The 22,735-nt window shown below is 47.7% G+C and carries 26 protein-coding genes; 15 read left to right on the top strand and 11 right to left on the bottom strand.

The window, feature by feature from the left end:
* Window positions 1-3 precede the first annotated feature (3 nt).
* The 6 genes from CI960_RS12330 (at window position 4) to CI960_RS12305 (ending at window position 6,091) form a co-directional block, all read left to right on the top strand.
* Window positions 4-1,998, top strand: a complete 1,995-nt coding sequence (locus tag CI960_RS12330) for a glycoside hydrolase family 97 protein (protein ID WP_005855702.1) — start codon at window positions 4-6, stop codon at window positions 1,996-1,998.
* Window positions 1,999-2,097: 99 nt separating this feature from the next.
* The gene (locus CI960_RS12325) at window positions 2,098-3,120 is read left to right on the top strand and encodes a sensor histidine kinase (protein ID WP_005855704.1); all 1,023 of its coding nucleotides are present in this window, start codon (window positions 2,098-2,100) and stop codon (window positions 3,118-3,120) included.
* Window positions 3,117-3,827: a LytTR family DNA-binding domain-containing protein gene (locus CI960_RS12320; RefSeq protein WP_005855706.1), complete on the top strand. Its 711-nt coding sequence runs from the start codon at window positions 3,117-3,119 to the stop codon at window positions 3,825-3,827. The genes CI960_RS12325 and CI960_RS12320 overlap by 4 nt, the downstream gene beginning before the upstream one ends.
* Window positions 3,828-3,956: 129 nt before the next feature.
* Window positions 3,957-4,496: a C40 family peptidase gene (locus CI960_RS12315; RefSeq protein ID WP_005855708.1), complete on the top strand. Its 540-nt coding sequence runs from the start codon at window positions 3,957-3,959 to the stop codon at window positions 4,494-4,496.
* A 47-nt stretch (window positions 4,497-4,543) separates the two neighbouring features.
* Window positions 4,544-5,818, top strand: a complete 1,275-nt coding sequence (gene serS, locus CI960_RS12310) for a serine--tRNA ligase (RefSeq protein ID WP_005855710.1) — start codon at window positions 4,544-4,546, stop codon at window positions 5,816-5,818.
* Window positions 5,819-5,833: 15 nt separating this feature from the next.
* A complete protein-coding gene (locus tag CI960_RS12305; protein WP_005855712.1) occupies window positions 5,834-6,091 on the top strand; it encodes a DUF2442 domain-containing protein in 258 nt (85 codons plus the stop codon).
* A gap of 69 nt (window positions 6,092-6,160) precedes the next feature.
* Here the strand turns inward: CI960_RS12305 and CI960_RS12300 are convergent, their stop codons facing one another.
* From CI960_RS12300 to CI960_RS12280, 5 genes are all read right to left on the bottom strand, one after another.
* Window positions 6,161-8,629, bottom strand: a complete 2,469-nt coding sequence (locus CI960_RS12300) for an FAD-dependent oxidoreductase (protein ID WP_005855714.1) — start codon at window positions 8,627-8,629, stop codon at window positions 6,161-6,163.
* A gap of 67 nt (window positions 8,630-8,696) precedes the next feature.
* Window positions 8,697-9,062, bottom strand: a complete 366-nt coding sequence (locus CI960_RS12295; protein WP_005855716.1) for a MarR family winged helix-turn-helix transcriptional regulator — start codon at window positions 9,060-9,062, stop codon at window positions 8,697-8,699.
* A 143-nt stretch (window positions 9,063-9,205) separates the two neighbouring features.
* Complete coding sequence (locus tag CI960_RS12290) at window positions 9,206-10,183, bottom strand: dihydroorotate dehydrogenase-like protein (protein WP_005855718.1); 978 nt, start codon at window positions 10,181-10,183, stop codon at window positions 9,206-9,208.
* A gap of 29 nt (window positions 10,184-10,212) precedes the next feature.
* Entirely contained in the window at window positions 10,213-10,881 is a 669-nt protein-coding gene (locus CI960_RS12285) for a YggS family pyridoxal phosphate-dependent enzyme (RefSeq protein ID WP_005855720.1), read from the bottom strand.
* Window positions 10,882-10,885: 4 nt separating this feature from the next.
* Window positions 10,886-11,389 carry a DUF4494 domain-containing protein gene (locus CI960_RS12280; protein WP_005855722.1) on the bottom strand — a complete coding sequence of 168 codons (504 nt, stop codon included), beginning with the start codon at window positions 11,387-11,389 and terminating at the stop codon, window positions 10,886-10,888.
* Window positions 11,390-11,544: 155 nt separating this feature from the next.
* Between CI960_RS12280 and CI960_RS12275 the strand changes: the two genes are divergently transcribed.
* The 4 genes from CI960_RS12275 (at window position 11,545) to CI960_RS12255 (ending at window position 15,243) form a co-directional block, all read left to right on the top strand.
* A complete protein-coding gene (locus tag CI960_RS12275) occupies window positions 11,545-12,477 on the top strand; it encodes a site-specific integrase (RefSeq protein WP_094582366.1) in 933 nt (310 codons plus the stop codon).
* Window positions 12,478-12,986: 509 nt separating this feature from the next.
* Window positions 12,987-14,099, top strand: a complete 1,113-nt coding sequence (locus tag CI960_RS12265) for a transcription termination/antitermination protein NusG (RefSeq protein ID WP_005855726.1) — start codon at window positions 12,987-12,989, stop codon at window positions 14,097-14,099.
* Between the two features lie 5 nt (window positions 14,100-14,104).
* Window positions 14,105-14,512: a hypothetical protein gene (locus CI960_RS12260; protein ID WP_005855728.1), complete on the top strand. Its 408-nt coding sequence runs from the start codon at window positions 14,105-14,107 to the stop codon at window positions 14,510-14,512.
* 65 nt (window positions 14,513-14,577) lie between these two features.
* Window positions 14,578-15,243: a sugar transferase gene (locus CI960_RS12255; protein ID WP_085981411.1), complete on the top strand. Its 666-nt coding sequence runs from the start codon at window positions 14,578-14,580 to the stop codon at window positions 15,241-15,243.
* Window positions 15,244-15,245: 2 nt separating this feature from the next.
* Here CI960_RS12255 and CI960_RS12250 read toward each other — a convergent pair whose 3' ends face one another.
* Genes CI960_RS12250 through CI960_RS12240 form a run of 4 tightly spaced genes read right to left on the bottom strand, consistent with a single transcriptional unit; the run spans window position 15,246 to window position 16,548 of the window.
* Window positions 15,246-15,692: an N-acetylmuramoyl-L-alanine amidase gene (locus tag CI960_RS12250; protein WP_094582364.1), complete on the bottom strand. Its 447-nt coding sequence runs from the start codon at window positions 15,690-15,692 to the stop codon at window positions 15,246-15,248.
* A gap of 12 nt (window positions 15,693-15,704) precedes the next feature.
* Window positions 15,705-15,800, bottom strand: coding sequence for a smalltalk protein (locus CI960_RS23195; protein ID WP_005855736.1), 96 nt, complete (start codon window positions 15,798-15,800; stop codon window positions 15,705-15,707).
* A gap of 5 nt (window positions 15,801-15,805) precedes the next feature.
* Entirely contained in the window at window positions 15,806-16,006 is a 201-nt protein-coding gene (locus CI960_RS23945; RefSeq protein ID WP_080598090.1) for a hypothetical protein, read from the bottom strand.
* 44 nt (window positions 16,007-16,050) lie between these two features.
* Entirely contained in the window at window positions 16,051-16,548 is a 498-nt protein-coding gene (locus CI960_RS12240; RefSeq protein ID WP_005855743.1) for an HU family DNA-binding protein, read from the bottom strand.
* 229 nt (window positions 16,549-16,777) lie between these two features.
* On the opposite strand from CI960_RS12240, the gene CI960_RS12235 reads away from it, so the two are divergent.
* A complete protein-coding gene (locus CI960_RS12235) occupies window positions 16,778-17,017 on the top strand; it encodes a DUF4248 domain-containing protein (RefSeq protein WP_005855745.1) in 240 nt (79 codons plus the stop codon).
* 133 nt (window positions 17,018-17,150) lie between these two features.
* Here the strand turns inward: CI960_RS12235 and CI960_RS12230 are convergent, their stop codons facing one another.
* Together CI960_RS12230 and CI960_RS12225 are read right to left on the bottom strand one after the other, a co-directional pair.
* Window positions 17,151-18,983 (bottom strand): DUF3987 domain-containing protein, encoded by a 1,833-nt coding sequence (locus tag CI960_RS12230; RefSeq protein ID WP_005855747.1) that lies wholly within the window; start codon window positions 18,981-18,983, stop codon window positions 17,151-17,153.
* A 55-nt stretch (window positions 18,984-19,038) separates the two neighbouring features.
* On the bottom strand, window positions 19,039-19,602 hold the full coding sequence (locus tag CI960_RS12225; RefSeq protein WP_005855750.1) for a BT4734/BF3469 family protein: 564 nt from the start codon (window positions 19,600-19,602) through the stop codon (window positions 19,039-19,041).
* Window positions 19,603-19,739: 137 nt separating this feature from the next.
* Between CI960_RS12225 and CI960_RS12220 the strand changes: the two genes are divergently transcribed.
* The 4 genes from CI960_RS12220 to CI960_RS12205 all read left to right on the top strand — a co-directional run bounded on the left by CI960_RS12220 (window position 19,740) and on the right by CI960_RS12205 (window position 22,665).
* On the top strand, window positions 19,740-20,168 hold the full coding sequence (locus CI960_RS12220) for a hypothetical protein (RefSeq protein ID WP_005855752.1): 429 nt from the start codon (window positions 19,740-19,742) through the stop codon (window positions 20,166-20,168).
* Window positions 20,169-20,237: 69 nt separating this feature from the next.
* Window positions 20,238-20,531, top strand: a complete 294-nt coding sequence (locus CI960_RS12215) for a nucleotidyltransferase family protein (RefSeq protein ID WP_005855753.1) — start codon at window positions 20,238-20,240, stop codon at window positions 20,529-20,531.
* Window positions 20,524-20,898 carry a DUF86 domain-containing protein gene (locus CI960_RS12210; RefSeq protein ID WP_005855755.1) on the top strand — a complete coding sequence of 125 codons (375 nt, stop codon included), beginning with the start codon at window positions 20,524-20,526 and terminating at the stop codon, window positions 20,896-20,898. The genes CI960_RS12215 and CI960_RS12210 overlap by 8 nt, the downstream gene beginning before the upstream one ends.
* A 219-nt stretch (window positions 20,899-21,117) precedes the next feature.
* On the top strand, window positions 21,118-22,665 hold the full coding sequence (locus tag CI960_RS12205) for a lipopolysaccharide biosynthesis protein (protein WP_036628668.1): 1,548 nt from the start codon (window positions 21,118-21,120) through the stop codon (window positions 22,663-22,665).
* The last annotated feature ends 70 nt before the right edge of the window (window positions 22,666-22,735 follow it).

Here is a 22,735-nt window from a genome sequence, read left to right as displayed (position 1 = left end):
ACCATGAGTAAAAACATTCTATTTGCTTTTCTCTTTTTAATGGGCGCTATCCCGTCGATCGCCCAGAAGAATTACCAAGTCCAGTCTCCAAACCGGGATATAAAGGTGGAGGTTACGGTAGCCGATAAAGTCACTTTCGCTATCGTACAGGATCATTCGGAGGTGATGAATTCTGCCGTATCTATGACTTTACAAGGAGGTGAGGTACTTGGCGCTAACCCGAAAGTCTTGAAAGTGACGAAGACCTCGGTAGACAAGGAGATACCCTCTCCGTTCTATAAGAAGGACGTAGTAAAGGATATCTATAATGAGATGCAAATCTCGTTCCGGGGAAACTACGGGCTGGTTTTTAGGGTGTATAACGATGGAGTCGCTTACCGTTTCACGACGAAAAGAAAGGAACCGATCGTTATTGCCGATGAGGAGGCCGTCTATAATTTTCCCTCGGATTATAAGACATTCACCGCTTACGTGAATAGTACGAAGCCGACGTTCGAGGAGCAATTTTTCAATTCCTTCGAGCAGCCCTACGCAAACGAGACGATCACTGGCCTGAATGATAAACGCCTGAAGATCCTGCCTCTTTTGGTGGATCTGGGAGATGGTCGCAAGATCTGTATCACGGAAGCCGATCTGGAGGATTTCCCCGGGATGTTCTTGAATAACGAGACGGGAAAACCTTCCTTGAAAGCGGTTCATGCGCCTTATCCGAAAGTGAAGGAGCAAGGTGGCCATAATCAGTTACAGATGTTGGTGAAAGAGCGTGAGAACTATATCGCCAAAACATCCGGAACCCGTTCTTTCCCTTGGCGTGCGTTTATAATCTCCCGGAATGATAAGGAGTTGGCCGATTGCGATATGGTCTACCGTCTGGCTTCTCCCTCCCGGGTAAACGATATCTCTTGGATCAAGCCGGGTAAGGTGGCTTGGGATTGGTGGAACGACTGGAATCTATACGGTGTGGATTTCCGTGCCGGAATCAATAATCCCACCTATAAATATTATATCGACTTCGCCGCCGAGCATGGCATCGAGTACGTAATCTTGGATGAGGGCTGGGCCGTGAACCTGCAAGCGGACATGATGCAAGTAATACCGGAGATCGATCTTCAAGAATTGGTGGATTACGGTAAGTCCAAGAATGTCGGAATTATCCTTTGGGCGGGTTATTGGGCTTTCGCCCGTGATATGGAGAATGTCGTGAAGCATTATTCGGATATGGGCGTGAAAGGCTTCAAGGTGGATTTCTTGGATCGTGACGATCAGGAAATGGTGAACTTTGTTTATAAAGCCTCCGAGGTATGCGCTAAATATAAGATGCTAGTGGATTTCCATGGCGTATTCAAGCCGACAGGTCTTCAACGGACCTATCCGAACGTGTTGAACTATGAGGGTGTGAATGGTTTGGAGCAAATGAAGTGGTCTTCCGAGAAGGAGTTCGATATGGTGACGTATGATGTCACGATCCCATTTATCCGTATGATCGCCGGCCCGATGGATTATACGCAAGGTGCTATGCGTAACGCCGCCAGAGGTAATCATCGGTCGGTAAACTCGGAGCCGATGAGCCAAGGAACCCGTTGCCGCCAGTTGGCTACTTACGTGATCTTCGAGTCTCCTTTCAATATGCTGTGCGATGCCCCGTCTAATTATAGGAGGGAAAAGGAATGTACGGAGTTTATCTCTAACATTCCGACCATCTGGGATGAGACGGTCTCATTGGCTGGAAAGGTCTCCGAGTATGTAGCGATCGCCCGCCGTCATGGTAATGATTGGTATATCGGGGCGTTGACCAACTGGACGCCGAGGGAGCTGGATTTAGACCTGTCTTTCTTGGGCGAAGGTGATTATACTTTGGAATTATTCAAGGATGGCATAAATGCCGATCGTGCCGCCCGTGATTATAAGAAAGAGGTAATCCCAGTCCCGACAGATCGCAAATTAAAGATCCATATGGCTCCCGGTGGAGGCTATGCGGCTCGTATCCAGAAACGATAATTCTTTTTTCGTCTAAAGCGACCCTGCCTTTCGTCGAATAAACGCTTGCGTTCATAGGCGCAGGCGTTAGATTCGTTTACTTTTATAAAAAACGGTATTATGAAACTCACGAGGCAAGATTATATATTGGCGGGAGGACAGGCTTTATTGTGGATCACCTTATGGCTGATTCCTCCTGCGATCGATTTTTTCATACGCTTTAATCCGAGCTCGGCTTTCGAGGTGTGGAAGATTAATACGGGGTTCATTACTCCGTTGGCTATTGTTTTCACCGCTAATTTCTATGTATTGGTTCCCTATTTGCTTTATCGGGATCGGAAGATGCTCTTTGGTTTGATGAATTTGCTATTGATCACGGGGGCTAACCTATGGATATTTTCTCCTAAGGCGGATTTCCCGGACGAATGGCGTTCGGGAATGTATATGGTCGCTTTCGGAGCGTTCTTCTTACATTTGCTAGTGGTTGGATGTGCCGTGGGATTCCGTTATATCGTACGCTGGGGCGATATGCAGATGCGTTTGAAAGAGGAACGGCAGAAAAACGCCGAGGCGGAACTGGCTTGGCTGAAGAACCAGTTGAATCCGCATTTTCTCTTTAATACCTTGAATAATATATCCAGCTTGGTCCAGATAAACCAAGATACGGCGCAAGAACGTATCGGGCAATTGAGCGATTTGCTGCGGTATACGCTCTATGAGTCGAACCATGAGCTGGTACCGGTGGAAGGCGAGATCGAGTTCATGAATAATTACATCGAGTTGATGAGGTTGCGCTGCAATGAACTGGCTACCGTGGAAGTGGATTTGCAAGTCCCGCCTAAACCGATGAGGATCGTGCCGCTTTTGTTCATCTCTTTAATAGAGAACGCATTCAAGCATGGCGTGAATAGCCGTAAGTCGTCGTTCGTACGTATTCGCTTCAAGGCGGAAGGAGATGACCTCGTCTTTACCTGCGAGAATAGCGACCATCCGAAACCGGACGTGAACCGTAGCGGATCGGGGATCGGGCTGGAGAATCTGAGGCGTAGGCTGGATCTGGCTTATCCCGGTCGTTACCGATATGATCAAGCGCTTCGGGAAAATAGTTACTTTGTTCAAATAACACTTCGAGACTGCTTATGAAAACACTGACTTGCATGATCGTAGACGATGAGCCCTTGGCGGTGAAGATGCTGGAGGACTTCGTAAGCCGTACGCCTTATCTGAGGCTGGCGGCTTCCTTCAATGATCCGGTACTGGCGCTCTCCACGTTGCGCGAGTCTCCGGTGGACGTGCTTTTCTTGGATATCCAGATGCCGGATCTGGACGGGCTGAACCTCTCCCGGATGGTACCGCCCAGTACGAGGGTGATCTTCACGACCGCCTTTAAGGAGTATGCCTTTGATAGCTATGAGGTGAATGCCCTCGATTTCCTGCTGAAGCCCATCCGATACCATAAGTTTCTCGGAGCTGCGGAGAAGGCCCGCCAATGGTTTGAGATGAATAGCGTGAAGGAGGAGAGAGGCAGCCTTTTCGTGCGGGTGGATAGCCAGTTGCGGCAGGTGGAAATCTCCCGGATATTATACGTGACGGGCTTGAAGGATTACGTGATGATCTATCTGGAAGGGGAGGCTCGTCCGCTTATCACCCACGTGACGATGAAGGCCATGGAAGAGATGCTGTCTACCGGTCGCTTTATGCGGGTACATCGTTCTTATATCGTGGCGTTGGATAAGATCCGCTCCGTCGACCGGAATAATTGCGTTTATATCGGGAAGGAGATCATCCACGTGACGGATGCCTACAAAGAGGCGTTCAACGCTTATCTGAAAGCTGCTCAACCTTCTTGAACTTGGATGCCCATTCAAAGCTCCTTACGATGGGCATTCTAACGACCTTACAATGCCCATTGTAGGAACCTTATAATGGGCATTCTAAACTTTATGTGTATATTCGTGCCTTAATTAAGAGAAAACGATATGAAGAATAGCATTCCTTTAGGGTTTATCCGGATCTTTATCCTGCTTATATGTCTGACCTCGTGCGGTAGCAAAAAACAACAAAAAGTAGCTTTGCCCGCCGATTTCAAGGGACCGAAGGAGTTGGCTCGCTTATATGGGGTACGTATCACACCGGAAGATAATATATTCTTGTACAACGAGGGGGCCCGTTGGTTGGGTGTACGTCATAAATTGGGAGGGAGCACGAAACGGGGCGTGGATTGCTCCGGTTTCGTATCGATCGTTTATCGGGAGGTATACGGAAAACAGCTGGCTCGTTCCTCGGCGGATATGCTGAAGTATAATTGCAAGAAAGTGAGTCGTGCCAAATTGCAGGAAGGAGATCTGGTATTTTTCAAGACGGGTCGTGGCGGGAAACGTGGCGTTCCGAATCACGTGGGGATTTACTTGAAAAATGGACGCTTCATCCATACCAGTACTTCTAGCGGCGTGGTGGTAAGTAGCCTTAGCGAGCCTTATTATACAAGAACTTGGTTAACGGGTGGTAGGGTAAAATAAAATTACTAAATTCGCGTCTTAGAAAAACTATTAAACATAAATAGAATATGTTGACAATCAAATTAATCACTGAAAACACGGATGCCGTAATCCGTGGACTGGAAAAGAAACATTTTAAGGGTGCGAAAGAAAGCATCGATAAAGTGTTGGAATTGAATGATAAAAGACGTATCGCACAAAATCAATTAGATAAGAACCTAGCGGAGGTAAACGCAACCTCGAAGTCGATCGGACAATTAATGAAAGAGGGCAAGAAGGAAGAGGCGGAAGCCGCTAAGAAACATGTTTCCGAGATCAAGGAGGTGAGCAAGGCTTTGCAGACAGAGATGGATCAGGCTGCCGAGGAGCTGCAGAACTTACTTTATACGATCCCGAACGTACCTTATGATGAGGTGCCCGAGGGTACCTCCGCCGAGGACAATGTGGTAGAGAAAATGGGAGGTATGGAAACGGAACTTCCGAAGAACGCTCTTCCGCACTGGGAATTGGCGAAGAAATATGATTTGATTGATTTCGATCTGGGTGTTAAGATCACGGGAGCAGGTTTCCCGGTCTATAAAGGACAGGGCGCTCGTTTGCAACGTGCGTTGATCAACTTCTTCTTGGATGAGGCTCGTGATGCCGGTTACTTGGAGATCATGCCGCCTACGGTGGTGAACTCGGCTTCCGGTTATGGTACGGGACAGCTTCCGGATAAGGAGGGACAGATGTATCATTGCGAGGTAGACGATTTATATTTGATCCCGACAGCGGAGGTGCCCGTGACAAATATTTATCGGGATGTCATTCTGGATGAGAAGCAGTTACCGATCAAGAATTGCGCTTATACACAATGTTTCCGTCGTGAGGCCGGATCTTATGGCAAGGATGTACGCGGTTTGAATCGTTTGCACGAATTTTCTAAGGTGGAGTTGGTTCGGATCGATAAACCGGAGCACTCTAAGCAATCTCACCAAGAGATGTTGAATCATGTGGAGGGATTACTTCAGAAGTTGGAGTTGCCGTATCGCATCCTTCGTCTTTGTGGGGGTGATATGAGTTTCACGGCTGCCCTTTGCTTTGATTTCGAGGTGTATTCCGAGGCACAACAACGCTGGTTGGAAGTTAGCTCCGTGTCCAACTTCGATACGTATCAAGCCAACCGCTTGAAATGCCGCTATCGTGACGAGAATAAGAAAACGCAACTTTGCCATACCTTGAATGGTAGTGCCTTGGCTTTACCCCGCATCGTAGCCGCCTTATTGGAAAACAACCAAACCCCCGAGGGCATCCGCATCCCGAAAGCGTTGATCCCTTACACTGGGTTTGATATGATTAAATAAGCATCAAATCATTTGATGAACACATCGGTAAACGTATTAATGATTAATGCGCAGGGTATTATGCTTTCGGTGTTAGGACGGGATTATTTTCTGTCCTATAATCGTGTTCCATGGTTGAAAGAAGCACGTATTAGTAATGTGTTAAATGTTCGGATGGCTGGGCGTAATGCGATAGAATGGCCGGAGTTAGATGTTGATTTGGAGATCGAAAGTTTGAAACATCCAGAACGTTATCCTCTTATTATGAAACGTTCAACATTGGACTTCGTATAATCTCTTTTTTATAAAATATCCCAGCATTGTCCTTATTGTGGATATGCTGGGATATTTTTTTTGAATGAATTAGATGAATAAGTTTACGTTTGCGTCTTCCGCACGTTCCAGATAGGTGGCTACGCCTCCTAGGACAACGTTATCCATCAGTTCTTCTTTTTTGACGCCCATTACGTCCATGCTCATCGTGCAGGCGATCATCTCGATACCATTCTCTACGGCTTGTGCCATAAGGCTTTCCAAGCTGTCGATCCGTTTCTTCTTCATGATAAGGCGCATCATCCAACTGCCGGCTCCACCCATATTCATTTTAGATAGTTTCAGCTTTTCGCTATTTGCCGGAAGCATCCAGCCAAACATCTTGCCGAAGATATCTTTAGATACGGCAGGTTTTTCCCGTTTCTTAATCACGTTGAGCCCCCAGAAAGTAAAGAACATAGTCACCTTCTTTCCGGTGGAGGCAGCCCCGTTCGCTATGACGAATGAGGCCAACGCCTTATCGAGGTCATCGCTGAAAACGATCAATGTCTTGTTGTCGGCACTATTACCACCTGTCGCTATTTTGCATTCAGCTTTTTTTTTTCGTACCGTGGCGGCGATCGTGCCTCCCTTATTTTCCAGAGAGACTAACTCTGCCCCGGTTATCTTGCACCATGAAGAGACATCTTTTCCGAAAGCCTGATCTGTTGCGGTGATTTCCAATGACTCATCTTCCCGCAAGTTCTCATAGTTCTTTTTCAACTGCATGATCGGTCCCGGACACATTAATCCGCAAGCGTCTACCTTAATCGCCGTAGCTGCCGGAGTCGATTTGCAAGAGCTACTTTTACCAGATGCCTTATCAGAAACAGCTTCGGACGAACAAGGTGCGCAGGCCGGCTCATTCTTGATCTTTGCTGTCGCTACACTCCAAGTCTTGTAACCACCGGATAGGTTCCGGACATTCGTGAAGCCATTTTGAGTCAGGATGCGATAAGCCAAATAGCCCCTTAATCCAACGGCGCAAGTCACTACGATCAGTTTATCCTTGGGTAGTTCCGCCAAATGTTCTCTTAACTCATCAACCGGGATATTGATGAAGCCGGGGATTGTCCCTAAGCTGTACTCGTCACGGGTACGGACATCGATACGTACGGTATCTGGCGATAAGTTCTGGATCTCTCTCCACTGGATCGCTTTCGCTTTTCTCGTAAGCAGGTTCTCCGCTACGAACCCGGCCATATTTACGGGATCTTTAGCGGCTGAATAAGGAGGAGCATACGCATGTTCCAACTCCGTCAGGTCATAGACCGTACCTTTCCGCTGGATCACTTGCGCTAACATCTCGATCCGTTTGTCTACGCCTCCGAAACCTACGACTTGCGCCCCTAACAGTCGTCCGTCTTCCGGCGCAAACAATATCTTGATCGATAAAGGCACGGCTCCCGGGTAATATCCCGCATGCGAGGCTCCATGCGTATAGGAGGATTGATAAGCGATTCCTTCCCGTTTCAACAGCTTAGCGTTAGCTCCCGCCGTGGCGACCGTCAAGTCGAATACCTTGGCGATAGAGGTTCCCATCGTCCCGTCATAAGTTTCCTTATTGCCGGATACGATATTATCGGCTACGATACGTCCTTGCTTATTCGCTGGACCCGCCAATGGGATCAAGGCTGGTTTGCCTGTCACGAGGTGGCGTACTTCCACGGCATCTCCCAACGCATAAATATCCGGGTTCGAGGTCTGCATATATTCATTGACAGCGATACCGCCGAGTGCTCCGATCGTAAGTCCCGCTTCCTTGGCCAATCGGGTTTCCGGACGGACACCGATACTCAATAAAACCATATCCGCCGGGATCTGCTTCCCACTTTTCAAATGAACGGTCACGCCTCTGGAAGTCTCCTCGAAACGAGATACGCCATCTTCCAGCATCAAGCCTACCTGCTTGCCGATCAATTGCTGATGTACGATAGCGGCCATGGAATAGTCGAGGGGTGCCATCACTTGGTTAGCCATTTCCACGACGGTGACGTGGACACCCAGCTCATGCAAATTCTCCGCCATCTCCAAGCCGATGAAACCACCCCCTACAACAACGGCGGTACGGGGCTTTTCCGTGTTCACGTAATTCTTGATCGTGTCCGTATCCGGCACGTTACGTAACGTGAATATCTTTTTACTCTCGATTCCTTCGATGCGTGGACGCAAAGGCTCCGCACCGGGAGAGAGCACTAGTTTATCGTAAGTCTCCGTGTAGGTTTCTCCTGTGCCGAGTTTCTTTACCTCCACTTGCTTGGATTCGGGAAGGATTCGGGTCACTTCCTGCTCCGTACGGATATCGATGCGGAATCGATCCGTGAAGCCTTTCACGGTTTGTACGAATAATTTATTCCGGTCGTTGATCGTGTCTCCTATATAATAAGGTAATCCACAGTTTGCGTAAGAAACATATTTTCCACGTTCGAAAAGGATGATTTCCGCTTTCTCGTCCATTCTACGCAGCCGGGCTGCTACGGTAGCTCCACCAGCTACACCTCCAATAATCAAGTACTTCATATCTATTTTTATTTAATTTGTATTATACATATTTGTTAGTAGACAATAATTAGTTAAAAAAAGGGATTCATCCCTTTTGTATGTATTCTTTGAGTTGATTGAACAGGCTATCCATATTTAGCTCGGCCTGCATCATCTGTTGTATTTTCTCTTTCCCTTTTGGGGTGAGCGAGAAAAACATTTGCCGCTTATCCTCTTTATTGATGTTCCTGCGGATAAACCCCTTGTTCTCGACAGAGGTGATCACCTTTGAGACCCGGGAGTTTGAAAGACCGATATAATCGCAAATCATTCCTGCCGACTTTGCCTCATTATCCTTTAAGCAACAAAGCAACATGGCCTCGTTGATGGTGATAGCATGTACTTCCGAGAAATTTTTCTCGAACTGGTACAGTATCTTATAGATATCCTTTATGGCGCAAATTGGTTCCATATTTCTTTATAACTTGTTTGATGATGCAAAGATATAACTATTTTCTAATAAAAATACTTTCTAGTGGAAAATAATTAAGACTATTGTATATTACCCTATAGTAGAGACAGGGCGTGCCCCGTCTCTACTACTAGGTATTTCTTTTAATCTCTGTTGGAGAAATATTTCATGAATTGTGAACGCTCATACATCGCCGGGTTCGGGATATTGGCGTAATTCAATTTGCCTTGGAATTGGGAAAGGGATTGGTAATGTGCCTGATGCATCCACTCTTCCACGCAAGTCAATACTTGGGAGATGATTTCCGCTCCATGTGTATAGACAGCGCTACACATCTGTACGGCGGAAGCGCCGGCCAATAGACATTTAACGACATCTTCCCAATCATGCACACCGGTAGAGGAAGCGATACTGATTCCCGGGATCTTTCCGGATACGATAGCCGTCCAGCGAATCGTGTCACTCAAATCGGAATGATTGCTAAATACATTACCCGAAACGATCTGCATATTATTAATGTCGATATCCGGCTGGTAGAAACGATTGAATAGCACGACACCATCAGCACCGTTTACTTTCAACAAATTAACCAGTGAAGGAATATTGCTGTAATTCTTTCCGATCTTCATGATAACCGGAATCGATACGGTTTCTTTTACCTTGCGGATGATACTGACATACGTATCCCGGATACTCTCGAAATCTTCGGTCAGTTCGGTTTCCATGAAGAACACGTTCAATTCCAAAGCGTCCGCTCCCGCTAACTCAATTTGGCGGGCAAAGTCGATCCAAGCGTCCGCCTTATAGCAATTGATGCTGGCGATAATGGGGATCGTACATAATTCCTTGCTCTTCTTGATCAGTTCCAGATAATCATTTACTTGATTCGCTTTTACATAACCACGGATATAATCCGCCGCTTCGGGGTAATCGGAGTCTTGCATCAAAGCCTCGCTCTGCATCTCGATCTGCTCTTCGAAAAGAGATTTCAATACGATAGCTCCAGCGCCTGCTTTCTCAAAATCCCTGTTACGTTCCGCCTTATTGGTGAGTCCGGAGCTCCCTACGATAATCGGATTGCGAAGTGTTAACCCCGCGTATTGGGTTTTAATGTCAATCATGTTGCCTATATTTAGATTTAATAATTACTTTAATATTCCCGTTCGCCAAAGATACTGGTACCCACCCGTATCAAGGAGCTTCCTTCTTGGATAGCGATCGGGTAATCGTGGCTCATCCCCATGGATATCTCCTTGAAATCGACATTATCTTTACAGAGCGTCTCTTTCAGTTCGATAAATAAATCATGGATATTGCGGAATTCTTCCCGTATCAACCCCGTATCATCGGTATTGGTAGCCATGCCCATCAATCCGCAAATACGAATATGCTGGAATTCGGCCAAGGACTCGTCACGCAACAACTCCTTGCATTCCTCAGGACTGAGTCCGTGCTTGGATTCCTCTTGCGCCACATGGATCTCCAATAATACCCGGATCGTGCGGTCGTGTTTTTTCGCTTGTTTATTCACCTCAGCCAAAAGCTTCAAGGAGTCTATGCTATGGATCAAATGAATAAAAGGAGCGATATCTTTTACCTTATTGCTTTGTAACGGGCCGATAAAATGCCATTCGATATCCTCAGGTAGTACTTTTTGCTTGGCGCTCAGTTCCTGTGCCCTGCTTTCGCCAAACACCCGCTGTCCGGCGTTGTAAGCCTCCCATAGAGCTTCCACCGGGTGAAACTTAGAGACGGCAACCAACGTCACCCCTTGCGGGAGCGACGTTTTCAGTTGTACTATGTTTTGAGCGATACGCATGTTTTTATCCTCTTTGTTCAGCTTGTTGTTTTTGCTCCGCTATCAGTTCCTCGCCACTTTTCTTCTCGCCGGGAATACTGTTCGCGTCGAATGGGAATACATCCATCAACTGGGTTTCCGTTACCGAGGCGATGGTATAATCCGCCAATGTACCCTTCATTCCATCTTCCAATACGGCGATGGCCTCTTTCAGCGTAGTGGCTTGGGCAAGCATTTGTGCGGCGGTTTTCTTTTCCGCTCCGCTCTTCTCGTCCAACGTGATAAAATAAACCTTGATCTTATAGAACCGATCACCATTCTCGTTGAAGAATAATTCGGATAAACGAGCTCGTTTGATGTCTGTTACCGTGAATTCACCCGTGATGAAGGGGCGGATCTCCTCGATGATGCGAGCTTCCGCTTCCGTAAAAGACAGGGCGTCTACCAAGTAAGGCTCGGTTACTTTTTTCTGCATGCCATTTTCCAGCATTTTCTCGTAAGAGACCTTACATTCAAACCAATTGTGCATATGCTTTACTTTTTAATTTAGTCTGTACTCTGTTTAAAACAACGTACAAATATAGTGGCTATTCGTCAATAAAACAACTTGCCGCAAAAGATATAATTTGTCAGGATGTCTAATTTCGCGTGTTTGTTTTCAGTAGGCATTTAAAATAGAGAGATATGGATGAGAAAGATTTGGTGGAAGGGATGCGAGAGTATATAAGCCTGTTAAAAATGGAAGGACGGTATTCCACGGCGAAAAGTTATCAAGACGCGATGAACTCTTTTATACGGTATAGCGGGACGGATCGTATCCCATATACATCTATAACTAAGGATACTCTTCGCCGGTACGAGGCTTATTTGTTGGAGAAAGGCTGCCTGCGTAATACGATCTCCACGTATATCCGCCGTTTGCGTTGTATCTATAACAAGGCGGTGGAGAAAGGCGAGGCTGCGTTTATCCCTTCATTATTCAAGGGGGTTTTTACGGGTGTGGAAAGCCAGCGCAAGAAATCCTTGCCTCCGGGGGATTTGAATCGCTTGATGACTGTCCCGGTGAAGGGAGAGAGGTTGAGGAAGACACAGCTGGCCCTTTGCTTGATGTTTCAGTATGGGGGAATGTCGTTCGTTGATTTCGCCCATTTGAATAGGGGTAATATCAAGAACGGCATATTGGATTACAATCGCCAGAAGACCGGGACCTCTATGCGGTTGGAGGTCTTGGATACGGCGGAAGCTATGTATAAGGAGCTGGCAGGTGAGAGGGCGGGAGGCTCCGGCTATTTATTTCCCTTTTTAAGTGGGACGAAGAACGGCCATGAGGAATATCTCGAGTACAATGCGGCCTTGTCCCGGTTTAACCGGAACTTGAAGACGTTGAAAGAGGTTGCCGGAATAGTCTCGGATGTGACTTCTTACACGATCCGTCATTCCTTTGCCATGTCATTGAAGGAACAAAATGTCCCCATAGAGATGATCAGCGAGTTATTGGGGCATAAATCCATCAAGACAACCCAGATTTATCTAAGAAGTTTCTCGTTGGAGAAAATGACGGTGGTAAATAAGTCTTGCTTTGAGAATGTATATAATTATATGCCAGAGGTGGGGTGAGGCTACTTGGGGAGTAGCGTTCATTTCACGGTGCAAATGTAGCAAAAAATAGCAAATAACAAGCAATCATTAGTTTTAGTTTGTGCTCCGGCCTTGATTCTCCTTAAATCTTCGTTCTTATTCCTAGTGTATAGACATGGTAATAGAGACGAAATGATCTCGTATTTCCTACATCATCACGTCCCTTCTAAAAATCGAACATACATTCCTGTAGAGACGGGGCGTGCCCCGTCTCATCCCCTCCAAATGGTAACTTAAAGATACTATCAGACAGTGGGAGACGGGGCACGCCCCGTCTCTACAACCGGGTGATAACCGTTCTCGCACCTTTTAGGCTACTCCCCAAGTAGCCTAAGATTTCAAGAGATGGTAATTTTCAGTAATGCCATATTTGAAAATATAAAACGCTGTTTATCAAGGTTATATAAAAGAATCTTGGTAGGGCTCTGAATTGCCGTGGGGTCTGTTTTCGGGCCACGGGATAACCACTAGAAAAGATAATCATAGAGATGGATATATTGACAAGCAAGTGCTCGGATAGGTTCATGGCGCATGTTCGTAAGCGACGTGATCAAGAGGCTGTCCGCTGGTACGTGCTCACGCTCCCTACCGCCGGTGGCGGGCGTGACAGGATCAGCCCCTCGAAGGGGCTGGACGCTGAGCTTTCCCGCCGTGAGCGTCGTGGGGAGGCCTTGTTCGAGTATTTCTCCCCCTCGTATGTCGAGGCGAGGAAGGTGGGCGGCAAGATGGTCAACACGAAACGGCCCCTGCTGTACAACTACGTGTTCGTCCACGCCTCGGAGGACGAGATCTTCCGCCTGAAGCGTACGCTTCCCCTGTATAATTTCCTCCCCCGGGTTTCCTCCGGCGGGCGGTCTTATTTCCCGTACCTCTCGGATCGTGAGATGGATACCTTGCGTTGGGTCGCGGCTTCTTACTCCAACGAGCTTCCCGTATACGTGCCAGATAGCGGCCGCTTGTTGAAAGGCGACCGTGTGCGTATCACCTCCGGCCCTTTTACCAATATGGAGGCGGAGGTGGTGGTGCAGCCGGGCGGTGGGCATAAGGACGTGATGGTGCGTATCCTCGACTGTCTGTGGGTCCCCTTGTTCGAGGTGAGAGCTGGGGAGTATGAGTTGATCGAGCTGAACACGGGGGGCAAGCACGTGTATACCCATTTGGACAACGACCGTCTGTCGGAGGGCTTGCACGATGCCTTGGGGCGTTACCATGCCTCCGGCGTGGTAGTGGATGAGGATGCCCGTCTGGCCCGTGAGGTCCTGTGTGGCTACGCCTCTCTCCGTGGTGAGACCGACGTGATCCGTTGCAAGCTTTACTCGTTGCTCCTTCCTGCCTATAAACTTTTGGGCGATGAGGATGAGTTCGATCGTTTGCATGCCACGGTGCGCAGTATGCTCCCCGTGATAAAAGCGGGGCAATCCCGTGCCTTGTTGCTGGTCACGCTGTACGGCTGTACGGACAGCAGCCTCTACCAGCGCATGGCGCACGAGCTGGTTGACCCTTGGATGGAGGAGGCCTCGCCCAAGAGGAGCAAGACCGTGTTGATACGTCGTTTACGTGATTACGACCGTTGGTTCGGGCACGGGAACGGCGATAAGTAAAAGATATGAGAGAAAAGAGAGACATATGCGGCGTTCCTTCGGGCATCCGGCTGATGAACCTGTTGCGTGAGCGTTTGACAGAGATCATGGATCGTGAGCGTGCGAACCGAAACTCAATACACCTGTATTGCACGGGTCTCTACTGGGTAGCGTTCGAGCGTTCGGCCTACCAACTGCATCGTGCGTTCCCGGATAGCGAGACCACGCCGCTGCGCCTGTTCGCCTACCCGTTCCCGATCGTGATGGTGTCCGTTACGGATCGCTCGCTCCGCTCGTACGCCCGTAAACATATATTGAGAAGAGACGAGTCGGATTACAAGCTATTGACCGTCCCCGGATTTTCCTTGGTGGACTACAGGGAATGGCATGCCGGCGAGGTGGAGGGATTGCCTTTATTGAGTGAGAGCGTATGAGTTTTTTTAAGGTCAGGAGGTGTAAAAGATCCTGATGTCAGAAAGAAAAGTGGATTATGGTAAGTATGGAAAAAGAGAAAACTACACCATTAGGAAAAAGTGAGGGAGCGGAACCGGAGCGATTCATCCCGGATGGGATGGGTATGTTCCAACGTAATGTAAAACGTATGGGGGATTGTGCGCTGGCGTTTTTGGCCTTGATCGTATTCTCCCCGCTGTTTTTACTTTGTTATATCGCCGTAAAACGGGAGGATGGAGGCCCGGCGATCTTTAGGCAAGAGCGTATCGGTCGCTTCGGTCGCCCGTTCAACATCTATAAGTTCCGTAGTATGCGTCTGGACGCGGAGAAGTTCGGTCCGGCCCTTTACAAGGGTGGGGCAGATCCCCGGATGACCCGTGTCGGAAAATTCCTCCGGGTACATCACTTGGACGAGCTGCCCCAGTTATGGAATGTCTTCGTGGGCGACATGTCCTTTATCGGTCCCCGTCCCGAGCGTAAGTTCTACATCGACCAGATCATGGAGCGTGATCCTCGTTACCGTTACCTCTACCAGATCCGTCCGGGCGTGACCTCTTACGCCACGCTCTACAATGGGTATACGGACACGGTCGATAAGATGCTCCGCCGCTTGCGTTACGACCTGTTCTATCTGGAGCATCGCTCTTGGCTGTTCGATTTCAAGATATTGGTGAAGACCTTCTTGAATATAGCCTTTGGTAAGAAATTCTAATGCTAGATCTCCCCGTATTCCTCCCTTGCGTCAAAGCAGGGGCAAGCCTTACGGATATAGGGGCTAAGTTGGTAATCTCCTAGGATGCGTGCCTCCGGGTAATCCCTTCGTAATTGCCGTAGCAGATCCATCAAGGTACAGCGCTGGGCGTAGGTCCGGGTATCGGCTGGACGGCCTTGTTCGTCGAGTCCTCCCTCGTAACATATACCGATACTTTTGTCGTTCCATCCGGCTGCGTGCGCCCCGATCTGGTTGACCGGTTGGCAACGATGTAGCTCCCCGTCCCGTGTGATATAGAAATGATAGCCGATATCGGCGAATCCCCGTGCCTTGTGCGATGAACGGAGCGCCTCCACAGGAAAATCCCTGTCATATCGTGTGGCCGAGCAATGAATTACAAGGAGTCTGACCTCCCTGTAATTCTGGTAGAAACAATAAGCCTTACCCATGATAATTGAAAATTAGAGAATACAGGATTGGATGCCAAGTGCCCCTGCGATGGCGGTAGCTACGGCGATGATCACTTTGATAATAGTACTCCATACGGACTTTTTCATGATAATTAATAATTAATAGTGAATAATGAATTGAATAATGATATCCCGGCTGATATAAGAGGAAAGCTTCGCTTTCCTTCGGACGGCCTCAGCGGACGGGCGTCAAGCGAAGAGACCGTAGCGAGCGTGAGGAGCATCCCTGTCTGAGCGAAGCGAGTTGGGATGCGACAGCGAGCGTAGGTCTCGAAGTAGCCCGTCAGCGTCAGCCTTGACCTTTTGGTTACTTTTGGGTCAAGCCAAAAGTGACATGTTAGATCTCATCAGGCGACTCCGAATCCCCACCCCCAGCAGCCGGCTTCTTCGAGATATCCACGGTAGTCTCCCCAGCCTTCTCCGCACGGAGTACCGCTTGCTGAGCCTTGCGGGTAGCCACGGGCTGGAACTCCAGCCCGGCGAAGACATTCTTCAAGTCCTCGCCCGGTATATACTGGATACTAACCCCGGTGATGTTTGTAGATGTGAATTTCTCAAGACTCTCCGCACCCTCGTTGAGGATATGGAGCCGGAATTTACCCAGTTCGCCGAAATCCACCTGTTTCCCCTCTTGGAGGGCATCGAGCAGGTTCTCGACAGTGGAGATCAATACCGCCACCACATCTGCCCGGCTGACGGTGGTTTGCATGGATACCCGGCGGCTCAGCTGCTTGAGCGATAGCTCACCATTGATCTGTGCCGTGGCGTACGCTTTCGCCGGCTCGTCTTTCTTGATAGGGTTGGTCCGAAGGGACACGCTGTAATTTAAAGCCATAGATTTGATAATTAAAAATTGATAATTGAAAATTGAAAATGAAATCGATTTGTTTTCGATAACGAATGTACGACATTCGGTTTCCTCTGAAATGAATACCGCTGACAGTGGATGAATAAGGGAGATAAAAGAGGAGATATACTGAAAAATAGACCTCCGTATAGTTGTTCGTATCGTATGTTTTAAGTATCTTTATACCAATAAGATAAATCTTAAAAATGCGAACGATATGCGAACAGGATACACACAAATCGACGAGTGGCCCGTGCGGCCTTATTCCAAGCGGGAGCTGGCCATGGCCTACGCCCCCGAGATCAGCCCCGTCTCGGCCCTGAATCGGCTGGCGGAATGGATGCGGTATAACGATCGGCTGACCCGGGAGCTTGGTGATACGGGCTACCGCCCGAGGCAACGGGTCTTCACCTCCCTGCAAGTGGAGCTGATCTTCCGTTACTTGGGTCGTCCTTGAGAGGAGACACCGCCACCCGTCGGTATAGGCGAGCGGCGATGCCGGTACTGGCATCAGACAACGCCAGTACTGGCGTAGGGCTGCGACGGTAGTGCTTACGGGCGATGACAGTAGTGGCATTTCCTTCATTCCTTCATTCCTTCGGGCGTCCCTCACGCACACACACGTGCGAGGAGAAAGCGTACTCGCCCCGTGCGGTCTTGATCAGTGTTCCCTTCTCCAGCATCCGTTTGAGGGAGGAGTCGAGTGTTTTCTCGGGTATGCCGTTCTTCGCTGCCTCCTCCACGGCCTGCCGACGGCAGAACATCATTGGGAGGGCATTGAATAAAGCCTGTTCAGGAGAGGTCTGGACAGGGATGGCCTCGGAGGTAGGCAGGAAGCCCAGCACGTAGCTCGAATGGCGGTAAAGAGGCTCTATGAGCGTGAGTACGGCTTGGAAATCCTCGTCGGTGACCCGCAGGTCCAGCTTGGGGACGATACCATCCTTGATATTCTCGATGGGGATCTCCGGGGCGGGGGAGAGACCGGGGGAATTGAAAATGGAAAATTGAGAATTGAAAATTTTTTGTTGGGGAGGGAGGAATTTCTCCAAGGCTCTCAACAGGGCTACTATACTCAGGATCCGGCAGGTATTGATGGCGATACGGGCCACGGCGCTTCGCATGGAACCTCCATAGGCGTAACCGGCGTGGGAGAATAACTGGGCGAACCGTTGGTTGAACAGCTCTTTCTGTTTCTCGGATAGCCTTAGCTGGATCGTTTGGACCGATCCGTTGATCAGGTCCAGTACCTGTTTCCATTGTGTTCCCCATGTGGCGAAGCGTAGGCCGTAATCCTCGCCTTCCGAATCGAATTGGTCCATCCACTCATCGATGGGTGGCATGAAATAGAATAACTGGCGAGAGAACAGGCCGTTCTCCGCCGAGGGGATCAGCGGCTTTACTTGCGCCGGGGTTCCACTTAGCAATACGCTGAGATAAGACTCATCGCATTCCCGGTACTCATGATTGGTACGCCGGTTGAAGGCCAGTCGCTCATGGTCGTGGCATTTACGCAAGGTATCGCTCCAATGGCCGTGATCCGCTCCGATGGCGGTACTCACGGTATCAGCCTCGGTCTCGCAGATCAGTCCCACGCCGTCGGCCTCTATGAGGTTCTCTAAGATACCGGTACCCGAGTTATCGCCGGCTATGAGGAACATCTTGAGGGGCGGTTGTTCCGGCTCGAGCGTCTCGGAGCGTTTCTTGCCGAGTGAGTCCCATCGGTTCTTTTCCTCCCGATAATTCTTTAGGCTGTCTTTGTAGCGGGCCATCATCTCCTCGTGAATAGGTTCAGCTAGGCGCCTGACCCATGTCAAGGCTCCTTTTCCGGAGGCGGGAGGCGCTACGATGAAGGTTTGTAGGCATGGATACATGTCTTTTTGTCCGTATAACACCCGTACCCGCTTGTTCAAGGTGCCCCCGAGTACGGTGAATACTCCCAGCAGGAGTATGTCACGCTGGGCGATGGAGTTCCCGCAATCGATCATCTGCTTGATGAACGGGGGCCACGGATAATCCGGGAAAGCGGGTGGCAAGTCCTCACGTGCGTACGTATGTGCGTGTGTGGGTGTGAGAGGGGCTTGAAGGTTTGAAGGATTCTTGTTCTCCCTCGGGTATTGGCGGAAGGTGTCGGCCAGTTGCTTGTCCGTTTTTACGCCGGCAATCTCGGCCCAGTGGAAGACGGAGCCTAATCCGTTGCGCCCGTTGCCCGCTTTGAGGGCGTGGTCGTATAGCTTGTCCGCTTCTTCGTAGACGTATTTCTCGGACAGGCGGCAGATGCGATGAAAGAACGTCCTTCCCGCTTCCCCGCAATCGTTGGCGGTGGCGAAGGCGATCGGCATATACTCTTGGTAAGTGGGAGCGATGTTCGCCCCTTGGTGTTCGATGGCGGCGACAAGCCGCTCTAAATCTGATAATGGGTTCATTTGATTTATAAGTTATAATTTATGATTTAAACTGTCAACTGTCATTTGTCAACTATCAACTCTCCCGCAGCTTAGCGGAGGGATCATGGCAGAGGAAACACGCCCGTGAGAGATCGGCGTTTGAGGCATCCGCATTCAATCCGTATTTCCATTTCAGGTATTCCCATGCCGATAGCCGTGCCTTATCAAAAGATTCCTCTATGGAAGCCTTGGGTGAGAGCCGGTAGGGGACGAGCAGTTTCACGCCTGTGGTGCTTGGGCTGACGAAAGCTAGGTCCGGTCTCAGTTTATTATCGGCGAACAAGGTGTCTCGCCAGTGGAGGGTTTCCTCCGGCGAGGGGAGATGGTCGATATCGATGACAAACTCTCCGGAAAGGAATAACAGGCGGTCTTCCTTGCGATAGGAGAAGACCCCGGCCGGTGTGACGTATGGCAGTAAGTTTTGCTTCAGTTTGCGGAACCGTTTCTCGTCGCTCAAAGCGTCCTGTACGCTGAGCGTTCGTTCTTTCAGCCACTCGTTGGAGGTGATATAGGTATGCAACTGTTTGACACTGGTCACGCCACTCGGCACTTGATTGGAGATGGGGGCGTTGAAAAAGGACATGATACATTCTTTCATTAACTCGTTTGATTTAAAGTTTAGGCTGGTAAAGGAAAGGTAAAAGAGTGAGAAAAAACGGTCCGGTAAGTTATTTGCACCTATCGGTAAGTTATTTGCGCATAAAAGTAATTCGGTGACAGGAAAAAGAAGAAGATATGAGTGAAGAGAAAGCGAGCCCGTGTGTGCTGCACATCCATGGCGAGAACATACAGGTGCTGCCCAACGCCATGTTTGCCATTCAATATATTTGCTTGGACCCGGGAGAAAAGCCGGAGGTCGTTTCGGAAAAAGACGTGAGGCCGGATCCGGAGCCGTGTGATTTATTAGCCTCCTATATCCAAGACGAGGAGGTGCGTCACGACTTCGTGAAGCGAATCGCCCAATGCCCGGATGTGGCCACCCTCTGCCAAACGGTGCTGACCGACCTTTTCAACGAGGTCTTTTGCGACTGCGTGGAACCGGCCAAACTTATCAAGAGCAAGGAATTCATCAACGCCATCATCCCCCTGCTCCCCTTCAAGCAAGGCAAGAGCTTGCGCAATATCCGGCGGGCGATCGTGAAGTATGTGCTGGGGGAAGGGTAGGTGTTTTGGTTTATGAATGATTGCATAATTGGATATTTATTTGTTTCTTTGTCAATATTCTATTTTCTTATGAAGTCGAGACAAGAGATCCTAGCGTTATTAAGAGACTTCAAGGTTCGTAAAGGCAAAAAGTACGGAATCTTGAAGATGGGTATCTTTGGCTCTGTAGCTCGTGATCAACAGACGGAAAGCAGTGATGTGGACATTTATTACGAGGGTGAGGCGCAAGGGCTTTTCTCTCTCTCCCATTTGAAAAATGAATTGGAAGAACTGTTGGGAAGCCCGGTGGATATCATCCGTCTTAGAGACCGGATGAATCAGTTGCTTCGTAAACGAATCGAGAGGGAGGGAATCTATGTTTGATACGGAGTTGGCCTTGGATACCTTGTCGCAGATAAAGGATACTCTTTCAATGATAATGGCAAGAACTTCGCATATTCATAAGGTTGATGATTTTTATATGAATGAGTCTGGTATGATTCTATTGGATAGTGTTTGTATGAAACTTGTCGCTGTAGGTGAGGCAATCAAAAATCTAGACAAAATAACGAATAAGGAATTACTTCTTAAATATCCGGCTGTAAACTGGAAGGATATTAAAGGAATGAGAGATATCATTGTCCATCATTATTTTGATATTGACGCAAGCGTGATACTTTATAGTCTTCAAAAGGAGGTTCCGGATTTGTACTCCACTATTTGTGTTATGCTGAGGGATTTGTCTCGGTGACTTATCACGATAAATATAGTTTAAACTCATTTTAAATCAAGACACTCGTTTTTTGCCCTACTGGTTTACCGGCGGGATGGGAGTGGTTTGTGTACTTGTCTTTATTCCTAGTAAATCAGAGAATAATAAGCGGATAGCGAAGAATACGCTGTTCCTCTACGTGCGTATGCTCTTTATCATGGAGAGCAATTTTTGTATTAAACACAATTCTTTGTAGCAATGGTAACAGACTCACGAACTTCGAAAAGTATAAAAAATAGTTTGGTAGCCTTGGCTTTTTATTTTATTAATCTGGTTCTTCAATTTTTCTCCCGTAAGGTATTCTTGGATTATCTTGGGGCAGAGATCTTGGGACTGAATACTACGGCTACCAATTTGCTTCAGTTCTTGAACCTTGCGGAATTAGGAATAGGATCAGCCATTGCTTGTACATTATATAAGCCTTTATTAGAGAAGGATACGGTTGCTATCAATGAGATTGTTTCCTTGCAAGGCTGGTTGTATCGGCGTATCGCATGGATCGTGATAGTGGGAAGTCTCGTGTTGATGGCGTTTTTCCCTTGGATCTTCGCTAAGATGCCGTTACCCTTATGGTATGCGTATGCTTCTTTCGGAGTGCTGCTAGTTAGTGCATTGCTGAGTTATTTTGTTAATTATAAGCAGATCGTTTTATCCGCTGACCAGAAAGAGTATAAGATCCAGTATAGCTATAAGGCCTCGATGTTGATTAAAACCCTTTGTCAGATATTGGCGATTCGATATTTGAGAGACGGTTATGTATGGTGGTTGGTATTGGAGATTGTGTTTGCGATCGTAGCTTCGTTGGTGTTAAATAGAATGGTCCGGCAGACTTATCCATTTCTAGAAACTAAATTAGGACGAGGTCGGGAATTATCGAGAAAGTATCCAGCTATTATTAAGAAAGTTAAGCAATTGTTTTTTCATAAGATCGGTAGCTTTGCTTTGACACAAACTAGCCCGATCATTATTTACGCCTACACTACACTAACTGTAGTGGCGTTATATGGCAATTACATGTTGGTTATCCTTGGGATTCAAACTTTGATGACTGCCATTTTTAATAGCATGAACGCAGGAATTGGGAATTTAGTGGCAGAGGGAAATCGTAAACAGATTATGTCGGTGTTTGAGGAATTATTCTCTGTTCGTTTTCTATTCACTTGTATAATGTGTTTTGGAGTGTTTATGTTGACTCCTTTATTTGTAATACTTTGGGTGGGTAATGAATATGTGATGGATACCATGACATTGCTATTGATGACTGTTACTTTGTTTATTCAATTAAACCGTACGACCGTGGATGCTTATATCAATGCTTATGGTTTGTTTGGTGATATTTTTGCTCCAGTTACGGAGGCTTCTATCAATATCTGTTTGTCTGTGTTATTAGGATATTTTTGGGGGTTAAATGGTGTATTGTTGGGTGTGTTGATAAGTTTATTTCTTGTTGTTTTTTGTTGGAAACCTTATTATTTGTTTCGAAAAGCTTTGAAACAACGATTGAAATTGTATATAATTATGTACGTTAAGCATTTAAGTGTTGCAATTGTTAGTATAATACTTACTTATTCTGTATTGAAATTTGTCCCAATGCACTCATTTGAAAGTGCTTTATCTTCTTTTGTATATGGAGTGTTTATTACGATTTTGTATACACTCATTCTTTTATCTATGTTTTATTTTTTAGGACTTGGTTTGAATCGCTTTATTCGAAGAATTCAAAGTATGATGAATGGGAGAAAATAGTATAGTGATATATAGGTTGTATGATACATTAAAAAGTTAGCTAAGATAGGCTGTATGGTTTATAATATTC

The sequence above is a fragment of the Parabacteroides sp. CT06 genome, from assembly GCF_002257605.1.
GTDB lineage: Bacteria > Bacteroidota > Bacteroidia > Bacteroidales > Tannerellaceae > Parabacteroides > Parabacteroides distasonis.
Note: the sequence above shows the minus strand (reverse complement) of the source record. Positions and strands in the feature narration are given on the sequence as shown.

Excerpts from the sequence above, each read along its gene's own strand:
- CI960_RS12330 (WP_005855702.1), top strand. The coding sequence starts at position 4 with ATGAGTAAAAACATTCTATTTGCTTTTCTCTTTTTAATGGGCGCTATC.
- CI960_RS12325 (WP_005855704.1), top strand. The coding sequence starts at position 2,098 with ATGAAACTCACGAGGCAAGATTATATATTGGCGGGAGGACAGGCTTTA.
- CI960_RS12320 (WP_005855706.1), top strand. The coding sequence starts at position 3,117 with ATGAAAACACTGACTTGCATGATCGTAGACGATGAGCCCTTGGCGGTG.
- CI960_RS12315 (WP_005855708.1), top strand. The coding sequence starts at position 3,957 with ATGAAGAATAGCATTCCTTTAGGGTTTATCCGGATCTTTATCCTGCTT.
- serS (WP_005855710.1), top strand. The coding sequence starts at position 4,544 with ATGTTGACAATCAAATTAATCACTGAAAACACGGATGCCGTAATCCGT.
- CI960_RS12305 (WP_005855712.1), top strand. The coding sequence starts at position 5,834 with ATGAACACATCGGTAAACGTATTAATGATTAATGCGCAGGGTATTATG.
- CI960_RS12300 (WP_005855714.1), bottom strand. The coding sequence starts at position 8,629 with ATGAAGTACTTGATTATTGGAGGTGTAGCTGGTGGAGCTACCGTAGCA.
- CI960_RS12295 (WP_005855716.1), bottom strand. The coding sequence starts at position 9,062 with ATGGAACCAATTTGCGCCATAAAGGATATCTATAAGATACTGTACCAG.
- CI960_RS12290 (WP_005855718.1), bottom strand. The coding sequence starts at position 10,183 with ATGATTGACATTAAAACCCAATACGCGGGGTTAACACTTCGCAATCCG.
- CI960_RS12285 (WP_005855720.1), bottom strand. The coding sequence starts at position 10,881 with ATGCGTATCGCTCAAAACATAGTACAACTGAAAACGTCGCTCCCGCAA.
- CI960_RS12280 (WP_005855722.1), bottom strand. The coding sequence starts at position 11,389 with ATGCACAATTGGTTTGAATGTAAGGTCTCTTACGAGAAAATGCTGGAA.
- CI960_RS12275 (WP_094582366.1), top strand. The coding sequence starts at position 11,545 with ATGGATGAGAAAGATTTGGTGGAAGGGATGCGAGAGTATATAAGCCTG.
- CI960_RS12265 (WP_005855726.1), top strand. The coding sequence starts at position 12,987 with ATGGATATATTGACAAGCAAGTGCTCGGATAGGTTCATGGCGCATGTT.
- CI960_RS12260 (WP_005855728.1), top strand. The coding sequence starts at position 14,105 with ATGAGAGAAAAGAGAGACATATGCGGCGTTCCTTCGGGCATCCGGCTG.
- CI960_RS12255 (WP_085981411.1), top strand. The coding sequence starts at position 14,578 with ATGGAAAAAGAGAAAACTACACCATTAGGAAAAAGTGAGGGAGCGGAA.
- CI960_RS12250 (WP_094582364.1), bottom strand. The coding sequence starts at position 15,692 with ATGGGTAAGGCTTATTGTTTCTACCAGAATTACAGGGAGGTCAGACTC.
- CI960_RS23195 (WP_005855736.1), bottom strand. The coding sequence starts at position 15,800 with ATGAAAAAGTCCGTATGGAGTACTATTATCAAAGTGATCATCGCCGTA.
- CI960_RS12240 (WP_005855743.1), bottom strand. The coding sequence starts at position 16,548 with ATGGCTTTAAATTACAGCGTGTCCCTTCGGACCAACCCTATCAAGAAA.
- CI960_RS12235 (WP_005855745.1), top strand. The coding sequence starts at position 16,778 with ATGCGAACAGGATACACACAAATCGACGAGTGGCCCGTGCGGCCTTAT.
- CI960_RS12230 (WP_005855747.1), bottom strand. The coding sequence starts at position 18,983 with ATGAACCCATTATCAGATTTAGAGCGGCTTGTCGCCGCCATCGAACAC.
- CI960_RS12225 (WP_005855750.1), bottom strand. The coding sequence starts at position 19,602 with ATGAAAGAATGTATCATGTCCTTTTTCAACGCCCCCATCTCCAATCAA.
- CI960_RS12220 (WP_005855752.1), top strand. The coding sequence starts at position 19,740 with ATGAGTGAAGAGAAAGCGAGCCCGTGTGTGCTGCACATCCATGGCGAG.
- CI960_RS12215 (WP_005855753.1), top strand. The coding sequence starts at position 20,238 with ATGAAGTCGAGACAAGAGATCCTAGCGTTATTAAGAGACTTCAAGGTT.
- CI960_RS12210 (WP_005855755.1), top strand. The coding sequence starts at position 20,524 with ATGTTTGATACGGAGTTGGCCTTGGATACCTTGTCGCAGATAAAGGAT.
- CI960_RS12205 (WP_036628668.1), top strand. The coding sequence starts at position 21,118 with ATGGTAACAGACTCACGAACTTCGAAAAGTATAAAAAATAGTTTGGTA.